The 21,111-nt window shown below is 59.6% G+C and carries 16 protein-coding genes; 12 read left to right on the top strand and 4 right to left on the bottom strand.

Annotated features, from left to right (window positions below; genetic code table 11):
• Positions 1–135: 135 nt before the first annotated feature.
• The 4 genes from JQR90_RS01620 to JQR90_RS01635 all read left to right on the top strand — a co-directional run bounded on the left by JQR90_RS01620 (position 136) and on the right by JQR90_RS01635 (position 4,610).
• The gene (locus tag JQR90_RS01620) at positions 136–1,074 is read left to right on the top strand and encodes a LysR family transcriptional regulator (protein WP_074821503.1); all 939 of its coding nucleotides are present in this window, start codon (positions 136–138) and stop codon (positions 1,072–1,074) included.
• 122 nt (positions 1,075–1,196) lie between these two features.
• Positions 1,197–1,385: a hypothetical protein gene (locus tag JQR90_RS01625; protein ID WP_010796664.1), complete on the top strand. Its 189-nt coding sequence runs from the start codon at positions 1,197–1,199 to the stop codon at positions 1,383–1,385.
• Positions 1,386–1,689: 304 nt separating this feature from the next.
• Entirely contained in the window at positions 1,690–3,498 is a 1,809-nt protein-coding gene (locus tag JQR90_RS01630; protein ID WP_010796665.1) for an aminopeptidase P family protein, read from the top strand.
• A gap of 71 nt (positions 3,499–3,569) precedes the next feature.
• On the top strand, positions 3,570–4,610 hold the full coding sequence (locus JQR90_RS01635) for a threonine aldolase family protein (RefSeq protein ID WP_010796666.1): 1,041 nt from the start codon (positions 3,570–3,572) through the stop codon (positions 4,608–4,610).
• A 52-nt stretch (positions 4,611–4,662) separates the two neighbouring features.
• Here JQR90_RS01635 and JQR90_RS01640 read toward each other — a convergent pair whose 3' ends face one another.
• The 4 genes from JQR90_RS01640 to JQR90_RS01655 form a co-directional block, all read right to left on the bottom strand.
• A complete protein-coding gene (locus JQR90_RS01640; protein WP_434140330.1) occupies positions 4,663–6,102 on the bottom strand; it encodes an MFS transporter in 1,440 nt (479 codons plus the stop codon).
• Positions 6,103–6,312: 210 nt separating this feature from the next.
• Positions 6,313–7,332: an alpha/beta hydrolase gene (locus JQR90_RS01645; protein ID WP_434140331.1), complete on the bottom strand. Its 1,020-nt coding sequence runs from the start codon at positions 7,330–7,332 to the stop codon at positions 6,313–6,315.
• Positions 7,333–7,378: 46 nt separating this feature from the next.
• Positions 7,379–7,795 carry an organic hydroperoxide resistance protein gene (locus JQR90_RS01650; protein ID WP_010796669.1) on the bottom strand — a complete coding sequence of 139 codons (417 nt, stop codon included), beginning with the start codon at positions 7,793–7,795 and terminating at the stop codon, positions 7,379–7,381.
• 209 nt (positions 7,796–8,004) lie between these two features.
• Positions 8,005–8,439, bottom strand: coding sequence for a MarR family winged helix-turn-helix transcriptional regulator (locus tag JQR90_RS01655; RefSeq protein WP_010796670.1), 435 nt, complete (start codon positions 8,437–8,439; stop codon positions 8,005–8,007).
• Between the two features lie 184 nt (positions 8,440–8,623).
• Here JQR90_RS01655 and JQR90_RS01660 point away from each other — a divergent pair, with 184 nt between their 5' ends.
• The 8 genes from JQR90_RS01660 to gcvT all read left to right on the top strand — a co-directional run bounded on the left by JQR90_RS01660 (position 8,624) and on the right by gcvT (position 21,108).
• Entirely contained in the window at positions 8,624–10,162 is a 1,539-nt protein-coding gene (locus tag JQR90_RS01660; protein WP_434140332.1) for a sigma-54-dependent transcriptional regulator, read from the top strand.
• 135 nt (positions 10,163–10,297) lie between these two features.
• Positions 10,298–13,960 (top strand): hybrid sensor histidine kinase/response regulator, encoded by a 3,663-nt coding sequence (locus JQR90_RS01665; protein ID WP_010796672.1) that lies wholly within the window; start codon positions 10,298–10,300, stop codon positions 13,958–13,960.
• Between the two features lie 114 nt (positions 13,961–14,074).
• Complete coding sequence (locus JQR90_RS01670) at positions 14,075–14,488, top strand: DUF350 domain-containing protein (protein ID WP_010796673.1); 414 nt, start codon at positions 14,075–14,077, stop codon at positions 14,486–14,488.
• 9 nt (positions 14,489–14,497) lie between these two features.
• Entirely contained in the window at positions 14,498–15,103 is a 606-nt protein-coding gene (locus tag JQR90_RS01675) for a DUF1190 domain-containing protein (protein WP_434140333.1), read from the top strand.
• Positions 15,100–16,254, top strand: coding sequence for a glutathionylspermidine synthase family protein (locus JQR90_RS01680; RefSeq protein WP_073450045.1), 1,155 nt, complete (start codon positions 15,100–15,102; stop codon positions 16,252–16,254). The genes JQR90_RS01675 and JQR90_RS01680 overlap by 4 nt, the downstream gene beginning before the upstream one ends.
• 258 nt (positions 16,255–16,512) lie before the next feature.
• A complete protein-coding gene (gene gcvH / locus JQR90_RS01685; RefSeq protein ID WP_010796676.1) occupies positions 16,513–16,881 on the top strand; it encodes a glycine cleavage system protein GcvH in 369 nt (122 codons plus the stop codon).
• 10 nt (positions 16,882–16,891) lie between these two features.
• Positions 16,892–19,750: an aminomethyl-transferring glycine dehydrogenase gene (gene gcvP / locus JQR90_RS01690; protein WP_010796677.1), complete on the top strand. Its 2,859-nt coding sequence runs from the start codon at positions 16,892–16,894 to the stop codon at positions 19,748–19,750.
• A gap of 299 nt (positions 19,751–20,049) precedes the next feature.
• Positions 20,050–21,108, top strand: a complete 1,059-nt coding sequence (gene gcvT / locus JQR90_RS01695; protein WP_434140797.1) for a glycine cleavage system aminomethyltransferase GcvT — start codon at positions 20,050–20,052, stop codon at positions 21,106–21,108.
• Positions 21,109–21,111 lie beyond the last annotated feature (3 nt).

Consider the following 21,111-nt stretch of genomic DNA (forward strand, 5'->3'; position numbering starts at 1 on the left):
TGCTAAAAGATTCTCGTCAGGGCTAACGAGAAGAGCACCGGCAGTACTGCAGCTCACATGGACAAGAATAAAAGCGTAACATCTGGAAATAAATAGGCTGCTAAGCGAAACAGCGTTACGGAGCAGGCAACAATAATGGATACGTTACAAGGCATGCGGATTTTTACCCGGGTGGTCGACGCGGGCAGTTTTACGGCCGCTGCGGCCTTGCTGGACTTATCGACGGCGCAGGTTTCCCGGGTGATTTCCGACCTGGAGACGCATCTACAAACACGGTTGTTACACCGTACCACCCGCCGGCTGGCGCTAACGGAGGCTGGGGAGCGCTATCTGGAGCGCTGCCGAGGCATTCTCGATTCGGTAGCCGAAGCCGAGGCTGAGGCCAGTGGTGCACACCTTAAGCCTTCCGGCCGGTTGCGCGTGCACTCCCTGACTGGCCTGGGAACCGAACACCTGGCGCCTCTGGCGGCGCTCTATGCCGAGCGCTATCCAGATGTCACGCTGGATTTCACCCTGTCCCAGAATCGTCCTGACCTGATCGAAGAAGGCTACGACGTTGCGATTACCATGGATCGGCATCTGCCTGACTCCGAACTGGTCGCCCAACGGCTTGGTGAGGTCTATAGCGTCGTCTGTGCCTCGCCCGATTACTTGGCCAAATGGGGCACGCCCCATCACCCACGCGATCTGGACCAGCACACATGCCTGTTGCTTCAGGACCCGACATTTCCCGAGGAGTGGGTATTTACCAAGCCGGACGAAGAAACGTCGATCAAGCCTCGCTCGATCTATCAGGTAAATGTTGCGGATGCACTGGCCAATACGGCCAAGGCCGGACTCGGCCTGTGCCTGTTGCCCAGCTTTATTGCTGCACCGGCCTTGCGGGAAGGCGGACTCGTGCGGGTATTGCCCGAGTATCGCCTGCGTGAGCGCAGTGTCTATGCGCTGTATCCGTCCCGACGCTTCCTGGATGCCAAGATCAAGGCGTGGGTGGATATCCTCAAGGAAGAGCTACCCAGACGTTTCAGCAACGATGATGACATCGTAGCCATGCATTCCTACTGGGCCATCTGAGCCTGCCTCGCCTGGAATACTTGCGCAATTGGTAAATCTCTATGTACCCAGGCGATATTTTTCAATAATTGTTACGCGTTATCCTAGTGATGAACCCAATCCAAGGGTGTCAGGAGTTCATCATGTTACGTTTGTTTACTGCCTCGATTCTTGCTGTATCTGCTGTTGCTTTTACCCAGGTGAGCTTTGCCCGTGATTCCTACGAGCAGAACTACAAGCTCGTTAACCAGAACCATGCTGTCATGGAGCGCTTCCAGCAAGCGCAACAGACTCAGAAAGCCCAGCAAGACCAGCAGGTTTCCCAGCGTTAATCCCGTTTGGCCCAGGCGCCCGCCGCGCCAAACGTCGTCTTCAGGACCTGCTCGTTTTCGGAGCGTTTCCGCCACTGCCAGAAGTTTCCCCCCTTATGGACCATGCTCACGGTGTGAGGATGTGCATTTCCATTGCCTTCAGGCGTGACGCAACTGCTTGTCGATAGCGCAGGTTCTCAAGGAAAAACCATTCTGCTCCTTTGGTTTTTCATGTTTTAGCCGCATCCCTTGATGCGGCTTTTTTATATCTGCGGTATTTATTGCAGGACTGCTTCAACTGCATCCCTTGCCTACCGGAGAGTACATGTCCCATCAAGACCTCGTTTCCATTCCTGATCGTCTGGCCGCCTTGCGTCAGGTCATGCATGAAGAGGGCGTCGATGCCTGCCTGATTCCGTCCGCCGATCCGCACCTGTCGGAGTACCTGCCCGAGCGTTGGCAAGGGCGGTCATGGCTATCGGGTTTCACGGGCTCGGCCGGTACGCTGATCGTGGCAAAGGATTTTGCTGGCGTCTGGACGGACAGCCGCTACTGGGAACAGGCCCAGGCTGAGCTGGCAGGTTCGGGCGTGGAGCTGATGAAGCTGGTGGCCGGCGGCATGCAGGCCCACATCGACTGGATGGCCGAGCATGTACCGACGGGTGGCGCCGTGGCGGTGGATGGGGCTGTGCTGTCGCTGGGTGCCGCCGAGGCGCTGCGCAAGGCTTTTGCCGATAAGAACATTTCGCTACGCACCACTATCGACCTGATCGACCGTATCTGGCCCGAGCGGCCCGCATTGCCTGCGGCGCCGGTATACGCTCACGAGGCGCCATACGCACCGGTATCCCGCACTGAAAAGCTGGAGCAGGTACGCAAGGCGATGGCCGGGCAAGGGGCTGACTGGCATTTCATTTCCAGCCTGGATGATATTGCCTGGCTGTTCAACCTGCGTGGTGCCGATGTGTCCTATAACCCGGTCTTTCTGGCCCATGCGTTGATCGGGCCGGGTCAGGTGCAGCTGTTCGTGGGTGCCGGGAAAATTCCGGCGGCTCTTGAGCGCACCCTGAACGAAGCCGGTATCCAGCTGGCCGCCTATGGCGCGGCCCATGGTGCTCTGGCGGCGCTGCCTGCCGGGTCAAGTCTGCTGGTCGATCCGGCGCGCGTCACCTACGGCCTGGTGGAAGGCGTGCCCTCCAGCGTCAAGCGCATCGAAGCGATCAACCCTTCCACCCTGTTCAAGTCCCGCAAGACGGCAGCCGAAGCACAGCATGTGCGTGAGGCCATGGAGCAGGATGGCGCGGCCTTGTGCGAATTCTTCGCCCAGTTCGAGGCGGCACTTGAGGCTGGAGAGCGGGTGACCGAGCTGACGGTGGATGAATGGCTGACCGCTGCCCGTGCACGCCGCCCCAATTTTGTCTCCCTGAGTTTCTCTACTATTGCAGGCTATAACGCAGGGGGGGCGCTGCCCCATTACCATGCAACAGAAGAGGCACATTCTGTTATCGAGGGCGACGGCCTCCTGCTGATCGACTCCGGCGGTCAGTACCTGGGAGGCACGACGGATATCACCCGCGTTGTGCCCATTGGCACGCCTAACGACGAGCAGAAGCGTGACTTCACCCGTGTACTCAAGGGCATGATCGCATTGTCCAGAGCACGTTTTCCGGCAGGCATCGCGTCACAGATGCTCGATGCGATTGCCCGTGCGCCCATCTGGGAAGCGGGCATCGATTACGGTCATGGAACCGGGCATGGGGTAGGATACTTCCTGAACGTACACGAGGGGCCGCAATCCATCACGTTCTATGGTCAACCATCCCCCAACAGTGCCATGCGGGAAGGTATGATCACGTCCAACGAACCCGGTATCTACCGGCCCGGGCAATGGGGCGTGCGGATCGAGAACCTGCTGCTCAACGTGGCCGAGCCTGAAACCGAGTTCGGCCAGTTCATGCGTTTCGAAACCTTGACGCTGTGCCCGATCGATACCCGCTGTATCGACCGTACGCTCATGCGTGAAGATGAGATCGCCTGGCTGAACGCCTACCACACCGAGGTGCGTGAGCGTGTCCGTCCGCTGGTCAGCGGTGCGGCGCGCGATTGGTTGGACACTCGAACCCGGCCGCTATAAGCGTCCGTTTATTTACCGCCATGGAAGTCGGCCACAAGCGGGCTTCCTCGGGTGGTTCTCAAGGAATACCCATGAACGACCATAGTCAGCAATTCGCCAGCGACAACTATTCAGGGATCTGCCCGGAAGCTTGGGCGGCCATGGCCGAAGCCAATCACGGGCACGATACCGCCTATGGTAATGATGCCTGGACGGCCCGCGCCGCAGATCATTTCCGCGAATTGTTCGAAACCGATTGCGAAGTCTTCTTTGCTTTCAACGGTACTGCTGCAAACTCCCTGGCCCTGGCGGCCCTATGCCAGTCCTATCACAGCGTAATCTGCGCCGAGACGGCCCACGTGGAGACGGACGAATGCGGTGCCCCGGAGTTCTTTTCCAACGGCTCCAAACTCCTGTTGGCCCCCACTACCCAAGGCAAGCTGACGCCTGATGCCATTCGCCAGATTGCCACCAAGCGCAAGGATATTCATTTTCCCAAGCCCCGAGCGGTCAGCATTACCCAGGTCACAGAAGTAGGCACGCTGTATAGCCTCGACGAGCTGAATGCAGTAGCCGATACCTGCCGCGACCTCGGCTTGCGTCTGCATATGGACGGCTCGCGCTTTTCCAACGCGGTGGCAAGCCTTGGCTGCACACCGGCCGAGGTGACGTGGAAGGCCGGCGTTGACGTACTCTGCTTTGGTGGCACCAAGAACGGCATGGCGGTAGGTGAGGCGATCCTGTTCTTCAACCGTGAGCTGGCCGAAGACTTTGAGTACCGCTGCAAGCAGGCCGGTCAGCTGGCGTCGAAGATGCGTTTTCTCTCCGCGCCATGGGTCGGCATCCTCGAAAACAATGCCTGGCTGCGTTATGCCGAACACGCCAACCACTGCGCCCAGCTCCTGGCTGATCTGGTGAAAGACGTGCCCGGGCTGAGCCTGATGTTTCCGGTGCAGGCCAACTCGGTGTTCCTGCAGCTTTCCGAGCCGGCACTGGAGCGGTTGCGTGCTCGTGGTTGGCGCTTCTATACCTTTATCGGTAGCGGTGGTGCCCGTTTCATGTGTTCCTGGGACACTCAGGAGTCCCGCGTACGTGAGCTGGCTCGGGATATCCGCGACGCCATGCAGTCCTGATCGGGCCTGCGCTCTTGAAAACGCCGTACAGCGATCCTGTACGGCGTTTTTGTTAGTGCGCGATATCTTCCAGCGCCAGGTTGCGAGTCTTGGGTCCGAAGCCGCCAATGGTAATCATCACGATCAGCATGCTGGTCACGATAAACGTGATCACGCCCGGCGTACCGAAGTGCTGGAGAAAGAGACCGATCAGTACACTGCTGAAGACTGTGGAAAGGCGACTGAAGGAATAGCAGAACCCGACAGCTCGGGCACGAATGGGCGTGGGAAACAGCTCGCTCTGGTAGGAGTGGAAGCTAAAGGTCAGCCAGGCGTTGCACAGGGTAATCATCACCCCACATGCGATCAGACCAGTGGCTGAGCTTTGAAACGCGAACAGGGTGCCGAACAGCATGGTGCCGATTGATGAACCCACGATCTGCCATTTGTTCTCGAAACGGTTGGCGATCTTTACGAACAACAAAGGTCCCAACGGGTAGGCCAGACTGATCACGAAGGCATAGGTCAGACTGTGGGTAACGCTGACGCCCTGGCCAGACAGCAAGGCTGGAAGCCAGTTGCCAAAACCGAAGAATCCAATAGCCTGGAAGATGTTGAAGACGATCAGCATGAGGGCGCGCCGGCGGTAGGGCGGCTGCCAGATTTCGGTAAAGCGCCCCTGGGTCTCGAACGTAACCGCTTCGACGTGTGGCTCGGGAAGCGGGGCCTTGATGTCCCTGGCACAGCGGGCTTCCAGGGTCGACAAAACCTGATCCGCCTCGTCCAGACGGCCACGTTGCGCGAGCCAGCGGGGCGACTCGGGCAAGCGTGAGCGCAGCCACCAGATAAACAAGGCGAATACTGCACTGGCCAGTACAACCCAGCGCCAGCCGGAAATTCCGAAGGGGTCCTGCGGCACCAGCCAGGCCGACATCAGGGCGACCGCGGGTACGGACAGGAACTGGACGAAAAAGGCAAAGGCGAAGGCTGACGTACGGATGCGCTTGGGCACCAGCTCGGATAGATAGGCGTCAATAGTGACCAGCTCGATTCCCAGCCCGATACCGACGAAGAACCGCATCACGATAATGCCTAGTGCTGTGCTTTGCAGACCCATGAGCACCGTAGCCGCGGTGTACCAGATAAGCGCAAAGGTAAAGATGCGCCGGCGGCCGAAACGGTCTGCGATAGGACTCAGCAGACTTGCCCCTACGAACAGGCCCAGAAAGGTTGCCGAAGCGAACGCGGCCTGGTCGGCGATACCGAATACACCGGCGCTGCCAGTGGCAAACAGCCCGGCGCGTATCAAGCCAGGGCTGATATAGGCGGTCTGAAACAGGTCGTACAGTTCGAAGAAACCGCCGATGGAAAGCAGGGCGATTAGTCGCCAGAGCGTTGCCGTGGCGGGTAGCCGGTCGATACGTGCCGGAATTTCGGCGGCACGCCGGTTGGAGAAAGCGGACGCTTCGGTGTCGGCAACCGATGAACCTGTCGTGAGCGAAGAAGAGGACATGCGCGAACATCCACAGAAGGGCGATACGCTCATCCTAGGAGAGTAGTGCTGATGTTAGGTTGCTAAAGATAAGGTTGGAAAGGGTATTTGCGACACCTAAGCATAGGTTTTCAGCGGAAATTGGTGAATTCTGCTTTTCCTGAGCATCTTGTTGGCAGTAATAAAAAAGAGCAGAGCCCCTAGAGTCATTCCGAACCAGGGGCCTGTCTATTACTTCAGATGCTTGCGCAATTCATCACCCGCCTGGGCGATGGCGCTCTGTACCGCAGGAACATCGTGGAAGACGTTAAGCAGACCGTAGTCATGGATGAGGCCGTTGTAGCGGACCTGCACCACATCCACCCCGGCTGCATTAAGCTTGCGGGCGTATGCCTCACCCTCATCGCGCAGCACATCGTACTCTGCGGTCTGTACCAGTGCGGGCGGCAAGCCTTTGAGCTGCTCAGTCGTGGCCTGCAGCGGCGAGGCATGAATTTCCTGGCGCTGCTTGGGATCGGTGGTGTAGCTATCCCAGAACCACTTCATCATGTTGCGGGTCAGGAAGTGCCCTTCGGCATAGGTGTCATACGAGCCGGTGTCAAAGTTGGCATCGGTGACAGGCCAGAGCAGCACCTGATAGCGGAGCTTGGGCGTGCCTTGCTCTTTCGCCATCAAGCTGACAACTGCCGCCATATTGCCGCCTACGCTGTTGCCTGCGACAGCCAGGCGAGAGCCATCTACGTTGATTTCTTTGCCATGCTCGGCGACCCAGCGGGTAGCGGCATAGGCCTGATTGATGGCTACCGGATAATGCGCCTCAGGCGAAGGCGTGTAATTCACGAAAACGGCCACCGCACCCGAGTCGACCACCAGATCCCGCACCAGACGCTGGTGAGTGGGGAAGTCACCCAGCACCCAGCCGCCACCGTGGAAGAACATGAACGCCGGCAGCGCCTTGGTGACACCGGCAGGTCGGACGATGGTCAGCGAAATCCTCTGCCCATCAGCGGTAATAGTCTTCTCGCTCACCTCTACGTTGGACAGATCGACCTTCACGCCTGATTGGGCACCCGTCAGGACAGCACGGGCATCCTTGGGCGAAAGTTGCTCGAGAGGCTTACCCCCGCTCTGGTTCAAGGTGTTCAGAAAACCTTGGGTGGTACGTTCAAGGCCGGCGTCATCTGCGGCCAGGGCATGACCAACGACCAGGGAAAGGGCAGAAACAGTGAACAGCTGAGCAAGCATTTTCATGATCCGGTTCTCCAGGGACGCCGCGCTGGGGCGTCCCGCGTCAGGCTTAGACGAGGGTCAGGCGTACATCCACGTTGCCGCGGGTGGCATTTGAGTATGGGCAGACCTGATGGGCCTTCTCGATGATGTCCTGGGCTTTGGCACGATCCAGGCCCGGCACGCTGACGCGCAGTTCGATGTCCAGGGCAAAGCCGGTGGGGATCGGACCGATACCGACTTCTGCCGTCACGCTGAGATCACTGGGCAGCGCCACTTTTTCCTTAGCCGCTACAAACTTCATGGCGCCGATAAAGCAGGCCGAGTAACCCGCTGCAAACAGCTGCTCAGGATTGGTTGCTTCGCCGCCTTGTCCGCCCAGCGCTTTTGGGGTAGCCAGTTTTACATCGAGAATACCGTCGGCGCTGATGGAACGACCGTCACGGCCACCGGTGCTGGTTGCGGAAGTCTTGTACAGAATGTTCATGTGCATCGTCCTCGGATTAATTTGATTATTGCGATAATCATTTGGTCTTTAAAAAACGACGTGGAAGTCGTTGCTCGTTACCGCGTTGTCTACAGGAATTAAGTTATTACGATATTGATTATCGCGCAAACTATTTATTTGCGAGTCCGACGAACGGTTATTCCATGGGTTGGAGGGCGCGTCAGTGCTGCGGCCGCTTAGGCATGCCTCTATTGATTCAGGCTGTCGCGTAGCTTGATCAGGCTGGACCGAAGCTGCCCCATGTCATCATTACCCAGGCCACAGGCCAGTTGTACTGAGCCGTTGATTTCTTCGGCTTTCTTACGCAAGGTCTTCCCGGCAGCCGTCAGCTCGATCGAGAGGTTGCGTTCGTCCTGAAGGCTGCGCTTGCGGGTGACATAGCCTTCCGCTTCGAGCCGCTTGAGTACCGGTGTCAGCGCGCCGGAGTCCTGATGCAGGCGTTTGGCCAACTCCTTGAGCGTGAGACCGTCGCTTTCCCAGAGCACCAGCATCATCAGGTATTGCGGATAGGTCAGGCCGACGGCTTCCAGGAGCGGCTTGTAGACCTTCGTCATGGCGAGGGAGGTGGAATACAGGGCAAAGCAGAGCTGCTGATCAAGTTTCAAACGGTCTTCGTCTTTCATAGGATGGAGGTCTCGCAGGACGGCCCGGCTAATAGAAAAGAGCCATCATTCTAGCGTAGACGCTTCGCCAGGCGGAGCAACAATAAATACAAGGAATTCTGGGGTTGGGTGCCCATGGGGAAGTGGCATCCGGTACGATACGGGCTTGCCCTTGGCTATACCTGTTCGAGACCCCGCCCACCCCATGCGAATCCACGTCAGTTTTATCGACCGTGTCGGCATTACCCAGGAAGTGCTGGCGCTTCTGGGGGCGCGCAACCTCAATCTTGATGCAGTCGAGATGGTGCCGCCCAATGTCTACATCGATGCGCCGACTCTAAGTGCCGAGGTACTGGAAGAGCTGCGTGGTGCCCTGCTCACGGTGCGTGGGGTACAGGCTGTCCGAGTGGTGGATATCCTGCCAGGGCAGCGCCGTACGTTGCACCTGGATGCCTTACTTGCCGCTATGGCCGACCCGGTTCTGGCCGTGGACCGCGAAGGTAGCATTCTGTTGGCCAACCCGGCCTTTGCCGCCATGGTGGACGACCCGTCGCCCCAGGGCGCGACGGTGGCTACGCTGTTCGATGATCCAGCTCTACAGCGGGAACTGCTGGAGCAGGCCTTTCGGATTCCCATGCGCGAGGTCACCTTGCGCGGGCAGGCACTCCTGCTGGATTCGACCCCAATCAGCGAGGCTGCCGAAGGCAACGCCCAGCGGCTAGCCGGTGGTCTGCTGACGCTTTACGCCCCCAACCGGATAGGAGCCCGTCTTTCAGCGCTGCGCCATGACCCGGCCGAAGGCTTCGAATCGATCCTGGGCGACTCGGCACCGATACGTGCGCTCAAGGCCCGCGCCCAGCGAGTCGCGGCGCTGGATGCACCGCTGCTGATTCAGGGTGAGACAGGGACTGGTAAGGAGCTGGTAGCGCGGGCCTGTCATACGGTCAGCCCTCGTCGCAATGCGCCATTTCTGGCACTCAACTGTGCGGCTCTGCCGGAAAGCCTCGCGGAAAGCGAGCTGTTTGGCTATGCGCCGGGCGCGTTCACCGGTGCCCAGCGCGGCGGCAAGCCCGGTCTTCTCGAGCTGGCCGACAAGGGCACCGTGTTTCTCGACGAAATTGGGGAGATGTCCCCGTATCTTCAGGCCAAGTTACTGCGGTTTTTGTCCGACGGTACGTTTCGCCGGGTGGGCGGTGAGCGCGAACTGAAGGTCAATGTACGTATTTTGAGTGCCACGCACCGGGATCTGGAAAAGCGCGTTGCCGAAGGGACCTTTCGGGAGGATCTGTTCTACCGACTCAACGTCCTGAATCTCGACGTACCGCCGCTGCGTGAGCGTGGGCAGGATATTCTGGTGCTGGCCCGGCATTTCATGCAGCAGGCCTGCGCCCAGATCCAGCGGCCCCCTTGCCGACTGTCGCCGGGAACGTATCCGGCGCTTCTGAGCAATCGCTGGCCCGGCAATGTGCGGCAGCTTCAGAATGTCATTTTCCGGGCGGCGGCCATTAGCGAAAGCACCGTGGTGGATATTGGCGATCTGGATATTGCCGGTACGGAAGTCGCACGGCAGGTAGATGGCGAGGTAGACAGCTTGGATGAGGCAGTCTCAAGCTATGAGAAAGCCCTGCTCGAAAAACTCTACCCACATTACCCGTCCAGTCGTCAACTGGCGGCCCGTCTCAAGACCTCTCACACCGCCATTGCCCACCGGCTGCGCAAGTATGGCATTCCCGGCAAGAGCTGAGTGTTTTTCTACAAGGACACTGTTTGAAGACCTGGGCGAATTCGTCCGCGTCTTGCTGGTCTATGAGCCATAGACCGTTCGCGACGGACCTCCATGGAGGGGCTGTCATTAGTTTCTCAAGGATGAGCGGTGCTTATGCCCCCAAACACGACCCAGTTGTACATGACCAACGCTCACCAAGACCCCGAGCAGCCACCTGCTGCGCTACAGGATGCGCTTGAACGCTACGGCCTGTTAGCCCATCCACGTTTGCCCGAACTTGCCGATATTGCCCGGCGAGCCCAGGAGACCTATTCCGTTTCGCAAGCCGTCATCCACTTATGTGATGCAGAAGGGCTCTGGCTGGCCGCGGAGCAGGGCGGCTGTCCTACGGCCGAGGCCTATGCGCCCTGGGAAGAGGCATTAACGGCGACCGATATTCTGGAGTTCAGCGAGCCGAGGGGCGATCTGAGCTTTACTCCGCCATCGGCCCTGAATGCCAGTACCGGTTCGTCCTACTATGCAGGGGTTGCGCTGAAAACGGCTGCGGGTGTGCCTGTTGGTGTGCTCAGCCTCATGGACACAGTGCCACGCCGGCTGGATGCTACGCAGCGCCTGTTGCTTCAGGAACTGGCCCGTTCAACCGTGGCGCAACTGGAGATTCACGGCCTTACGGTCGAGCGAAACAGGGCCCGCCAGGCTGAAGAGCAGCAATATGCAGAACATGCGACTTCCCAACGCGAACAGATTCTCGACAGCGCGGTGGATTACGCCATTTTCTGCATGGACCTTGAGGGTCACATCACCACGTGGAACGAAGGTGCTCGTCGCACGCTTGGCTGGACAGAGGCGGAAGTGCTGGGCAAGCCTGCTGCGATCATCTTCACACCCGAAGACCGCGCTGCCAATATTCCTGAAAAAGAACGCGACACAGCCCTAGAACAGGGGCGCAGCATGGACGAGCGCTGGCATGTGCTCAAAAGCGGACAGCGCTTCTGGGCAAGTGGCGAACTCATGCCACTTAGGAATACATCCGGTCAGGTCGACGGATTCATCAAGATTCTCCGTGACCGTACCGAGCAGCGTCTGGCCGCACAGGAGCTTCGCGCCAGCCGCGACAGTTATCGCCTGCTGCTGGATTCGATTTCTGAAGGATTCTATTCAATCGACCAGCACGGCGTGGTTACCCTGTGCAACGTTGCTTTCGTCAGGCTGTTCGGCGCCGAAAGTGAAAAAGATATTGTCGGATGGCGCCTGGAGGAGCTGATTGATCCGGCTCATGAGGCGGCACGCCGGGCGATGGCGGACTATCCTATTTATCGCACGGCCCGCGAGGGGACTGCTGAATACGTGGCGGACGGTGCCTTCTACCGGCGTGACGGTATTTGTATTCCTGTAGAGTATCGGGCCCAGGCCATTTTCCAGAATGGCAAGCCGCAGGGCGCCATCTGCACGATCGTGGATAACAGCGAGCAGGTCCGTGCCTATGAGGGTTGGCGCCGGGCAATGATGATCGTTGAGCAGTCGGATGACTTCATTGGCATCGCTGCGCCGGACGGTCAGGCCTATTTTGTCAACGAAGCCGGACGCCGGCTGGTTGGGCTGGCCAGTGAAGAGGCGGTCAGGCAGAGCCATGTGCTGGATTATTTCCTGCCTGAGGATCGTGCCTTTGCCGAGTCGACCATTCTTCCGACCGTTTTGAACGAGGGCAAGTGGGTAGGCGAATTTCGGTTCCGCCATCATCACACCGGAGCGGCTATCCCGGTCCACTATTCCGTCTTCTCGATACGGGACGAACAAGACGAGGTCATGGGGATTGCTGCCATTGCGCGCGATCTGTCCGAACAGCGGCGGACCTTACGGCGGCTGGAAGTCAGCGAGACGCGACTAAGGCAAATGACAGACCTGTCACCTGCCATCGTCTGGTTCGGCAATCCTGATGGCTCGCTCAGCTACCTGAACAGTTACTGGTACGACTACACCGGCCAGACACCAGAAGAAGCGCTGCCGATGGGCTGGGCGCAAGTCATTCATCCTGATGACACCCAGCGGCTCCTGGATGTCTGGCTCGATGCCCGCAGCCGAGGCGTGTTCTATCAGCTTGAAGCACGGCTACGGCGCAAGGACGGAGCCTATCGCTGGTTCGATATCCGTGCGGAGGTCTTGCGTGATGAGGCCGGAAACGTCACCGGCTGGATGGGCAATAACAGTGACATCCATGACCGCAAGGAGGCCGAGGAAGCGTCCCGGCGTCTGACGGAGACCCTGGAGCAGCGGGTGGCCGAGCGTACCGCAGACCTTGACCGCATGTGGCGCCTGACTACCGATGTGATGCTGGTCGCGCGCTTTGACGGCGTCGTGATGGCCGCCAACCCGGCCTGGAAGCACCTGTTGGGCTGGCAGGAAGATGAACTGCTGGGCAAGGTACTGCTGGATTTCGTTCACCCCGACGATGTGGAAAGCACCCTGGCTGAAGTGGGCAAACTTTCCCTAGGACATACCACACTGCGGTTCGAGAACCGCTATCGGCACAAGGATGGTAGCTACCGGTGGCTTTCGTGGACCGCAGTGCCCGATGCGCGCTACATCCATGCGGTTGGCCGTGATATCGAGTCGGAAAAAGTGGCAGCAGCCGAGCTGGCCCAGGCGCAGGAGCAACTCCGCCAGAGCCAGAAAATGGAAGCGGTTGGCCAGCTCACAGGCGGTATTGCCCATGACTTCAACAACCTGTTGACCGGGATCATCGGCTCGCTCGACCTGATCCGCATGCGAATTCAGCAGGGCAAATTGGCGGATCTTGACCGCTTCGCCAGCACGGCCATGTCCTCGGCCAGTCGAGCGGCCGCTCTGACGCACCGGCTACTGGCCTTTTCCCGCCGGCAGCCGTTGGTGCCCAAAGTTGTCAATGCCAATGACCTGATCACCGGTATGGATGATCTATTGCACCGCACCATGGGTGAATCGGTGCAGCTGGAAATCGTCAAGACGGGCGCGCTCTGGCTGACGCTGTGTGATCCTCATCAGCTGGAAAACGCCATCCTTAATCTGGCCATCAATGCCCGCGCTGCCATGCCGGACGGAGGCAGGCTGACCATCGAAACCAGCAACACTCATCTGGACGAGGCCTATGCGTCCCGTGACCGGGACATCAAGCCTGGCCAGTACATCTGCATCAGCGTGACCGACACCGGAACCGGGATGACTCCAGATGTTATCGCCAAGGCGTTCGACCCGTTCTTTACGACCAAGCCGCTGGGCGAGGGGACCGGGCTTGGGCTGTCGATGATCTATGGCTTTGCCCGGCAATCGGAAGGGGCAGCCAAGATCTACTCGGAGGTTGGTCGGGGTACGACCATCAAGCTGTACCTGCCGCGCTACTACGGTGAGCGCAGGGAAGAACCTCAGGTCCGGCAGCCGGTATCGTTGAGTCGGCAGTCCGAGGCCAGCGAAGTCGTGCTGGTGGTCGAAGACGAGCATGCTGTCCGCAGCCTAGTGGTAGAGGTCTTGAGTGAGTTGGGTTACTGGGTGCTGGAGGCTGTCGACGGCCCTTCCGGTCTGGAGATACTCAAGTCCGATCTGCGCATCGACCTGCTGGTAACCGACGTTGGTCTACCGGGCATCAATGGGCGGCAGATGGCTGATGCGGCCCGAGTCACGCGGCCAGACCTCAAGGTCCTGTTCATGACCGGATATGCGGAAAATGCGGTGATTGCCAATGGTTTCCTGGAGCCAAACATGGCCATGATCACCAAGCCTTTCCCGATCGAGATGCTGGCAGCCCGCGTGCAGGACATGGTCCACCGTAGCAAGGGGGAGTGACCAGCGGAGCGGCTGGCGGATAGAGAGCATGGATGAACGGGCGCGAAGTTGCGAAAATGCGCGCCCCCGGCAGGTGCCTTAGCCTGCCGGCTCATTCGTGACAAGGAGTGTCCCATGCTTGCCAGCGTGCTTGACTACCTCAGTGGTCTGCCGGCGTTCGCCATTTATTTCATTCTCTCGCTCGCGCTTCTGGGCGCGTTTGCTTTCACTTTCAGCTGGCTTACTCCACACCGTGAGTGGCAGCTGATTCGCAACAACGTGCCAGCGGCGGCCCTGGCGTTCGGTGGTACGTTGCTGGGGTTTGTCCTGCCGTTGGCCAGCGCGATGCGGGTCTCGGTCAGTGCGCTGGACTACCTACTCTGGGCCCTGATCGCAGCAGTCGCTCAGCTGGTTACATTCGTCGTGCTGCGCCTTCTCGTGCCGGGGCTGCCCCAACGGCTCAGCAATAACGAAATGGCCAGCGGTATTCTCGTGGCGACGATGTCTGTATCGATTGGCGTGCTTAATGCCGCCGCCATCAGCGGGTGAGGGCAGGGCATGAAACGCAGCCGAGCCATCCAACTGGTACTGGTTGGAGTGACACCCCTCATGCTGGCCGGGTGTGATCAACCCAAGCCGGGTTATCTGTACCGATCCGTTGCCGAGTGCATCCGCGACGGCACTTTCACGCCCAGCCTCTGCTCCTCGGAGTATGAATCTTCCCGTGCGGTCCATCACCGTAGTGCGCCGCGTTATGCCTCCCTGGGTGAATGCGAGATCGACTTTGGTACCAATGGCTGCGAGCTGCTGGAGCCCCGGTCTTCGTTCTACGTTCCGCTCATGACCGGCTTTCTGCTGGGCCAGCGCCCGCCGCGGGAGAGTGAATCATCGTCCTCGGGCGGTGCCTCTTATGGTTATTCCAGTAGCGTCAGCGGAGGACAACGCCAGCGCGAGTACACGCGTACCTTTCCCAGCCAGCCGCTGTACCAGTCACGGGACGACCTGGCGCATTACCGCACTGCCAATAACGAGGTGGTCGGTTCACGACCGGGTATCGCCTATCTGAACAGGAGCGCCTATGCCTCCAGCGAGTCTAGGGTTGTCAGCCGGGGCGGTTTTGGAGCACGGGCAGCCTCTTACTCGTCACGGTCGAGCGGATCATGAAGCGGATCGATATGACCGAGCGCCCGGACTGGCGCGAGCAGGCGGAGCAGCTTGGCTTTCTGTTCCACACCTTTGATGGCGAACCCTATTGGGATGAGCGGGCCGCGTACCAGTTCAGCCTGAAGCAGATCGAAAACGATCTGGAAGCCCCCACGGCCGAGTTGCATCAGATGTGCATGGCACTGGTCGACGAGATCGTCGGCAGCGAGGCACTGCTCTCGCGTCTGGCTGTACCGGAGTACTTCTGGGCGTGTGCGGCTGCCAGCTGGAGACGTCGGGACCGCCATCTGTATGGCCGTATGGATCTGGTCTATAGCGGTCAGGGACCGGCCAAGCTGTTCGAGCTGAATTACGACACGCCGACCTCGCTGTACGAGGCAGCCTTTTTCCAGTGGCTATGGCTGGAGCAGATGCAACAGGCGGGCAGGCTTCCCGCCGGGGCGGATCAGTACAACAGCATTCAGGAGCAGCTAATCCAGACAATTCGTGCCTTGCGACCGCATCAGCCCCTGTATCTGGCCTCGGTCAGAGAGTCGCAGGAGGATCGCGGCACGGTCGAATATCTGCGGGACTGTGCCACCCAGGCGGGTATTCAGACGCGTTATATCGCTGTGGAGGATATCGGGCTGGACAGGTCACAGGGGTTTGTGGACCTGAACGATGAATTCATCCCGTCACTGTTCAAGCTCTACCCGTGGGAGTTCATGCTGGACGAGGCGTTTGGACATTCTATTCCCAGCTCCTTTACGCAATTCTATGAGCCGCCGTGGAAGGCGCTGCTCAGCAACAAAGGTATTCTGGCCTTGCTGTGGGAGCGACATGAAGGGCATCCCAATCTGCTTCCAGCCTTTTTCGATAAAGAGGCCGGTAGTCCGGTCGCGCCAGGCTGGGTGCGCAAGCCGCTGTTCTCACGGGAGGGTGCCAACATCGAACTGCACAGTCTGGACGGCACGCGTCTGGACGTGCCGGGCCCATACGCGGGCCCCAGCATCGTGCAGCAATGTCACCCGTTGCCTTGTTTTTCCGGTAACTACCCTGTTATTGGCAGTTGGGTGGTAGGTGACACGGCCTGTGGGGTGGGTATCCGTGAGGATGCAACATTAATTACCCAAGACAGCTCGCGCTTCCTGCCCCACTTCATCCTAGATTAAATCTGTATCGAATTCATTGCACTGTAATGGATTCGATACGAACGCTGACAATGCCTTATCTGTTCTAGGCTCGCATGGCCTCTGGGAGACTTCTTTCCATGGGGTGTAGCACTTTCGTTACACCGCCTTTTATTACCTCATTTTTCTGTAGGCCGCGCGTGCTCTGGCATTGCGCCATCGGTAAGACCTTGGCATCTGCCTTGCTATGAAGGAGGTCAGCTAGTGCCCAGCTGGGTTACCCCTATTCAGGAGTCTGCAATGGTTATGCGCTTTACCGAAGAACACGAATGGCTGCGTCTGGAAGCCGATGGCACTGTAACCGTAGGCATTACAGACTATGCTCAGGATGCGCTGGGCGACTTGGTCTTCGTGCAATTGCCGGAGCTGCGCACCTACGCCAAGGGCGAAGAGGTGGCGGTACTGGAGTCGGTCAAGGCCGCCAGCAACATTGCCATGCCGATCGATGGCGAGATCCTGGAAATCAACGAAGCGCTTGGCGATGCCCCTGAGAAAGTCAACCAGGACCCTCTCGACGCCGGCTGGTTCTTCCGCATGCGTCCTGCCGATCCAGAAGCACTCGGCACGCTGCTCACCGAAGACGGCTACGCTCAATTGATCAAGGCTTGAGGAGGTGACCATGACCGATTTTCGCGACTCATTCAGCACCGCTGACGAATTCATTTCGCGCCACATCGGCCCGCGCGAGCTGGACATCGTGTCCATGCTCGACCTGCTGGGCTACGATTCGCTGGACGCCATGACAGCCAAGGTCATCCCGGATAGCATCAAGGGCACCAGCGTACTGGATTTGCCCCAGGGGCTGTCCGAAGCCGACGCCCTGGCCGAATTGCGTGGCATCGCCCGCAAGAACAAGCTGTTCAAGTCCTTTATCGGACAGGGCTATTACAACTGCCATACCCCGGCGCCCATCCTGCGCAACCTGCTGGAAAATCCCGCCTGGTACACGGCCTATACGCCTTACCAGCCGGAAATCTCCCAGGGTCGTCTGGAGGCACTGCTGAACTTCCAGACATTGATCGGCGATCTGACCGGGCTACCTGTAGCCAATGCGTCCCTATTGGACGAGGCCACGGCTGCCGCCGAGGCCATGACATTCTGCCGTCGTCTGTCCAAAAGCAAGGCCGAGGCCTTCTTCGTTTCCCTGCATTGCCACCCGCAGACCATCGATGTGATCCGCACCCGCGCCGAGCCGCTGGGTATTGAAATCGTAGTGGGTGTGGAAACGGACATCGACGATCACGGCCGTTTCTTTGGTGCCCTGTTCCAGTACCCGATGACCACGGGCGAAATCCGCGATTACCGTGAAGTCATCGAGGCCTTCCATCAGGCGGGTGCCCTGGTCGCCGTCGCGGCTGACCTGATGGCCCTGACATTGTTGACCCCACCCGGCGAGTTTGGCGCGGATGTCGCTATCGGCACGGCCCAGCGCTTTGGCGTACCGCTCGGCTTTGGCGGCCCGCACGCTGCGTATTTTGCCACTCAGGACAAATACAAGCGTGACATGCCCGGCCGTGTGGTGGGCGTATCCATTGACCGTCATGGCAACCCGGCCTATCGGCTGGCGCTTCAGACCCGTGAGCAGCACATCCGTCGTGAGAAGGCGACGAGCAACATTTGCACAGCTCAGGTCCTGCTGGCCAACATTGCCAGCATGTATGCCGTCTACCACGGTCCGGAAGGTCTCAAGCACATCGCTACGCGCATTCATCGCCTGACTGCCCTGCTGGCGACCGGTCTGCATGCACTAGGCCATCGCACCCAGGAAACCTTTTTCGATACGCTGACGCTGGTATTTGGCGACAAAACCAATGCGATTCACGAAGCGGCCCGCGCCAAAGGCTTCAACCTGCGCGTGATCCGTGACACCGACCTGGGGGTTTCGCTGGACGAGACCACCACAGTCGAAGACGTCATGGCCCTGCTGGAGATTTTCAGCGATGGCCAGCCCGTGCCTTCCCTGGATAGCCTGCTGGACCAGGCCGAGGAGCATTTGCCTGCGACGCTGCGTCGTCAGTCCACCTTCCTGACGCACCCTGTTTTCTCCCAATACCGCTCCGAAACCCAGCTGATGCGCTACCTGCGCACCCTGGCGGACAAGGATCTGGCGCTGGATCGCACCATGATCCCGCTGGGCTCCTGCACCATGAAGCTCAACGCGGCCAGCGAGATGATTCCGATCACCTGGGCCGAATTTGGCAATCTGCATCCCTTCGCACCAGCCGACCAGACCGAGGGCTATGCCCAGATGACCGCCGAGCTGGAGCAGATGCTGTGCGCCGCTACGGGCTACGACGCCATCTCCCTGCAACCCAACGCCGGCTCCCAGGGTGAATACGCGGGCCTGTTGGCCATTCGCGCCTATCATGAAAGCCGCGGCGACACCCAGCGCGATATCTGCCTGATCCCGTCGTCTGCCCATGGCACCAACCCGGCAACCGCCTCGATGGCCGGTATGCGTGTGGTCGTGGTGGCCTGTGACAGCCGCGGCAACGTGGATGTGGGTGATCTGCGTGCCAAGGCCCAGCAGCACGCTGCCAATCTGGCCGCGCTGATGATTACGTATCCTTCCACTCACGGTGTGTTCGAAGAGGCGATCCGCGAGATCTGCAGCATCGTTCACGAGCATGGCGGTCAGGTCTACATCGATGGCGCCAACATGAACGCCATGGTGGGCCTGTGCGCGCCAGGCAAGTTTGGCGGCGATGTGTCTCACCTGAACCTGCACAAGACCTTTTGCATCCCGCACGGTGGTGGCGGTCCGGGCGTAGGCCCGATTGGTGTGAAGTCCCATCTGGCGCCGTTCATGCCGGGTCATGCCGGGCTCGAGCGCAAAGAAGGTGCAGTGTCGGCAGCGCCCTATGGCAGCGCGAGCATCCTGCCCATCTCCTGGATGTACATGAAGATGATGGGCGGCGAGGGGCTGACCCGCGCCTCGCAGATTGCGATCCTGAATGCCAACTACATCGCCCGTCGTCTGGAAACCCACTACCCAGTGCTGTACTCGGGTGAAGGCGGCCTGGTGGCGCACGAGTGCATTCTCGATCTGCGTCCGCTCAAGGAAACGAGTGGCGTGACCGTGGACGATGTGGCCAAGCGCCTGATCGACTTTGGCTTCCATGCGCCTACCATGTCCTTCCCGGTAGCCGGCACGCTGATGATCGAGCCGACCGAGAGCGAGTCCAAGGCCGAGCTGGATCGCTTCTGCGACGCCATGATCGCTATTCGCGAAGAGATTCGTGCCATCGAGGCCGGTACGCTGGATGCCAATGACAATCCGCTCAAGAACGCGCCGCATACCGCACGCGAGCTGACCGGCGAATGGACGCATCCCTACAGCCGCGAACAGGCGGTGTACCCGTTGCCATCGCTGGTGAACGGCAAGTACTTCCCGCCCGTGGCGCGGATCGACAATGTGTACGGTGACCGCAACCTGATCTGCTCCTGCCCGCCGATCGAGGCGTATCAGGACGCGTGATCCGCAGCGGATGCGTATCACCTTGCCCATCTCCTCCTGCCTATTCCACAGGAGGAGATGGAGCGCCGTGATGCCTGTCAACTGGCCGGGCACATGGCCTCAACGCGGTTTTCACCGTTACGGCTTTTACGGCTTTACTGTAAGGCACGTCCATGCTTGGCGCGGTGTGCCGTTAGCCATGCCTGACCGGCCCTTTTGCTCGCGTTGGACGCGACTGCACGACTCATGAAGGAGTCCCCGTGACCGAATCACTGCTCAAAACTCCACTCCATGCCCTGCACCTTGAACTGGGCGCACGCATGGTGCCGTTCGCCGGTTATGACATGCCGGTGCAATACCCCCTTGGCGTGCTCAAGGAGCACCAGTACACCCGCGCCCAGGCCGGATTGTTCGACGTTTCCCACATGGGCCAGATCCTGCTGACGGGCGACAGTACCGCCGCCGCGCTGGAAGGGCTCGTTCCGGTCGATATCGTAGGCCTGCCGGTAGGCATGCAGCGGTACGCCTTGTTCACCAACGAGCAGGGCGGCATTCTCGACGACCTCATGGTCGCGAACCTGGGCGATTGCCTGTATCTGGTCGTAAATGCCGCGTGCAAGCATCAGGATCTGGCTCACCTCAAAGAGCATATCGGCTCGCGCTGTCATGTCGAACCCCTGTTCGAAGAGCGGGCGCTCCTGGCCTTGCAGGGACCGGCAGCCGTGGCCGTGCTGGCGCGACTGGCGCCGCAGGTGTCCGGCATGACGTTCATGAACATTGCCCGCGTCACGCTGCTGGATTACGACTGCATCGTCAGCCGCAGCGGGTATACCGGTGAAGACGGCTTTGAAATTTCCGTGCCGGTAGAAGGCGCCGAAGCGTTGGCCCGGGCCCTGCTGGCCGAGCCGGAAGTACAAGCCATTGGCCTGGGCGCGCGTGACTCCCTGCGTCTGGAGGCAGGCCTGTGCCTGTACGGCCATGATATGGATACGCAGACAACGCCGGTTGAAGCCAGTCTGGTCTGGGCGCTATCCAAGCCGCGCCGTGCAGACGGTGCGAGGGCCGGTGGTTTTCCTGGCGCCGAGACCATCTTTGCCCAGCAACAGAATGGTGTGGCGCGTAAGCGTGTCGGTCTGCTGGTGCAGGAGCGGGTGCCGGTCCGTGAGGGTGCGGAACTGGTGGACGCAAACGGTGCGGTGATCGGAAAGGTGACCAGTGGCGGCTTTGGCCCAACCCTGGGTGCGCCGGTTGCGATGGGTTATGTCGACAGCGCCTATGCAGCTCTGGACACTGAGCTGTTTGCCATGGTGCGCAACAAGCCGGTTGCCGTTAAGGTCGCCAGGATGCCTTTCGTACCGCAGCGCTATTACCGAGGATAAGCC

This window comes from Pseudomonas sp. JZ114, from assembly GCF_051027705.1.
GTDB lineage: Bacteria > Pseudomonadota > Gammaproteobacteria > Pseudomonadales > Pseudomonadaceae > Chryseomonas > Chryseomonas luteola.

Bases quoted from the DNA above. Each gene is read 5' to 3' on its own strand.
- JQR90_RS01620 (WP_074821503.1), top strand. From the start codon at position 136: ATGGATACGTTACAAGGCATGCGGATTTTTACCCGGGTGGTCGACGCG.
- JQR90_RS01625 (WP_010796664.1), top strand. From the start codon at position 1,197: ATGTTACGTTTGTTTACTGCCTCGATTCTTGCTGTATCTGCTGTTGCT.
- JQR90_RS01630 (WP_010796665.1), top strand. From the start codon at position 1,690: ATGTCCCATCAAGACCTCGTTTCCATTCCTGATCGTCTGGCCGCCTTG.
- JQR90_RS01635 (WP_010796666.1), top strand. From the start codon at position 3,570: ATGAACGACCATAGTCAGCAATTCGCCAGCGACAACTATTCAGGGATC.
- JQR90_RS01640 (WP_434140330.1), bottom strand. From the start codon at position 6,102: ATGTCCTCTTCTTCGCTCACGACAGGTTCATCGGTTGCCGACACCGAA.
- JQR90_RS01645 (WP_434140331.1), bottom strand. From the start codon at position 7,332: ATGAAAATGCTTGCTCAGCTGTTCACTGTTTCTGCCCTTTCCCTGGTC.
- JQR90_RS01650 (WP_010796669.1), bottom strand. From the start codon at position 7,795: ATGAACATTCTGTACAAGACTTCCGCAACCAGCACCGGTGGCCGTGAC.
- JQR90_RS01655 (WP_010796670.1), bottom strand. From the start codon at position 8,439: ATGAAAGACGAAGACCGTTTGAAACTTGATCAGCAGCTCTGCTTTGCC.
- JQR90_RS01660 (WP_434140332.1), top strand. From the start codon at position 8,624: ATGCGAATCCACGTCAGTTTTATCGACCGTGTCGGCATTACCCAGGAA.
- JQR90_RS01665 (WP_010796672.1), top strand. From the start codon at position 10,298: ATGCCCCCAAACACGACCCAGTTGTACATGACCAACGCTCACCAAGAC.
- JQR90_RS01670 (WP_010796673.1), top strand. From the start codon at position 14,075: ATGCTTGCCAGCGTGCTTGACTACCTCAGTGGTCTGCCGGCGTTCGCC.
- JQR90_RS01675 (WP_434140333.1), top strand. From the start codon at position 14,498: ATGAAACGCAGCCGAGCCATCCAACTGGTACTGGTTGGAGTGACACCC.
- JQR90_RS01680 (WP_073450045.1), top strand. From the start codon at position 15,100: ATGAAGCGGATCGATATGACCGAGCGCCCGGACTGGCGCGAGCAGGCG.
- gcvH (WP_010796676.1), top strand. From the start codon at position 16,513: ATGGTTATGCGCTTTACCGAAGAACACGAATGGCTGCGTCTGGAAGCC.
- gcvP (WP_010796677.1), top strand. From the start codon at position 16,892: ATGACCGATTTTCGCGACTCATTCAGCACCGCTGACGAATTCATTTCG.
- gcvT (WP_434140797.1), top strand. From the start codon at position 20,050: ATGGTGCCGTTCGCCGGTTATGACATGCCGGTGCAATACCCCCTTGGC.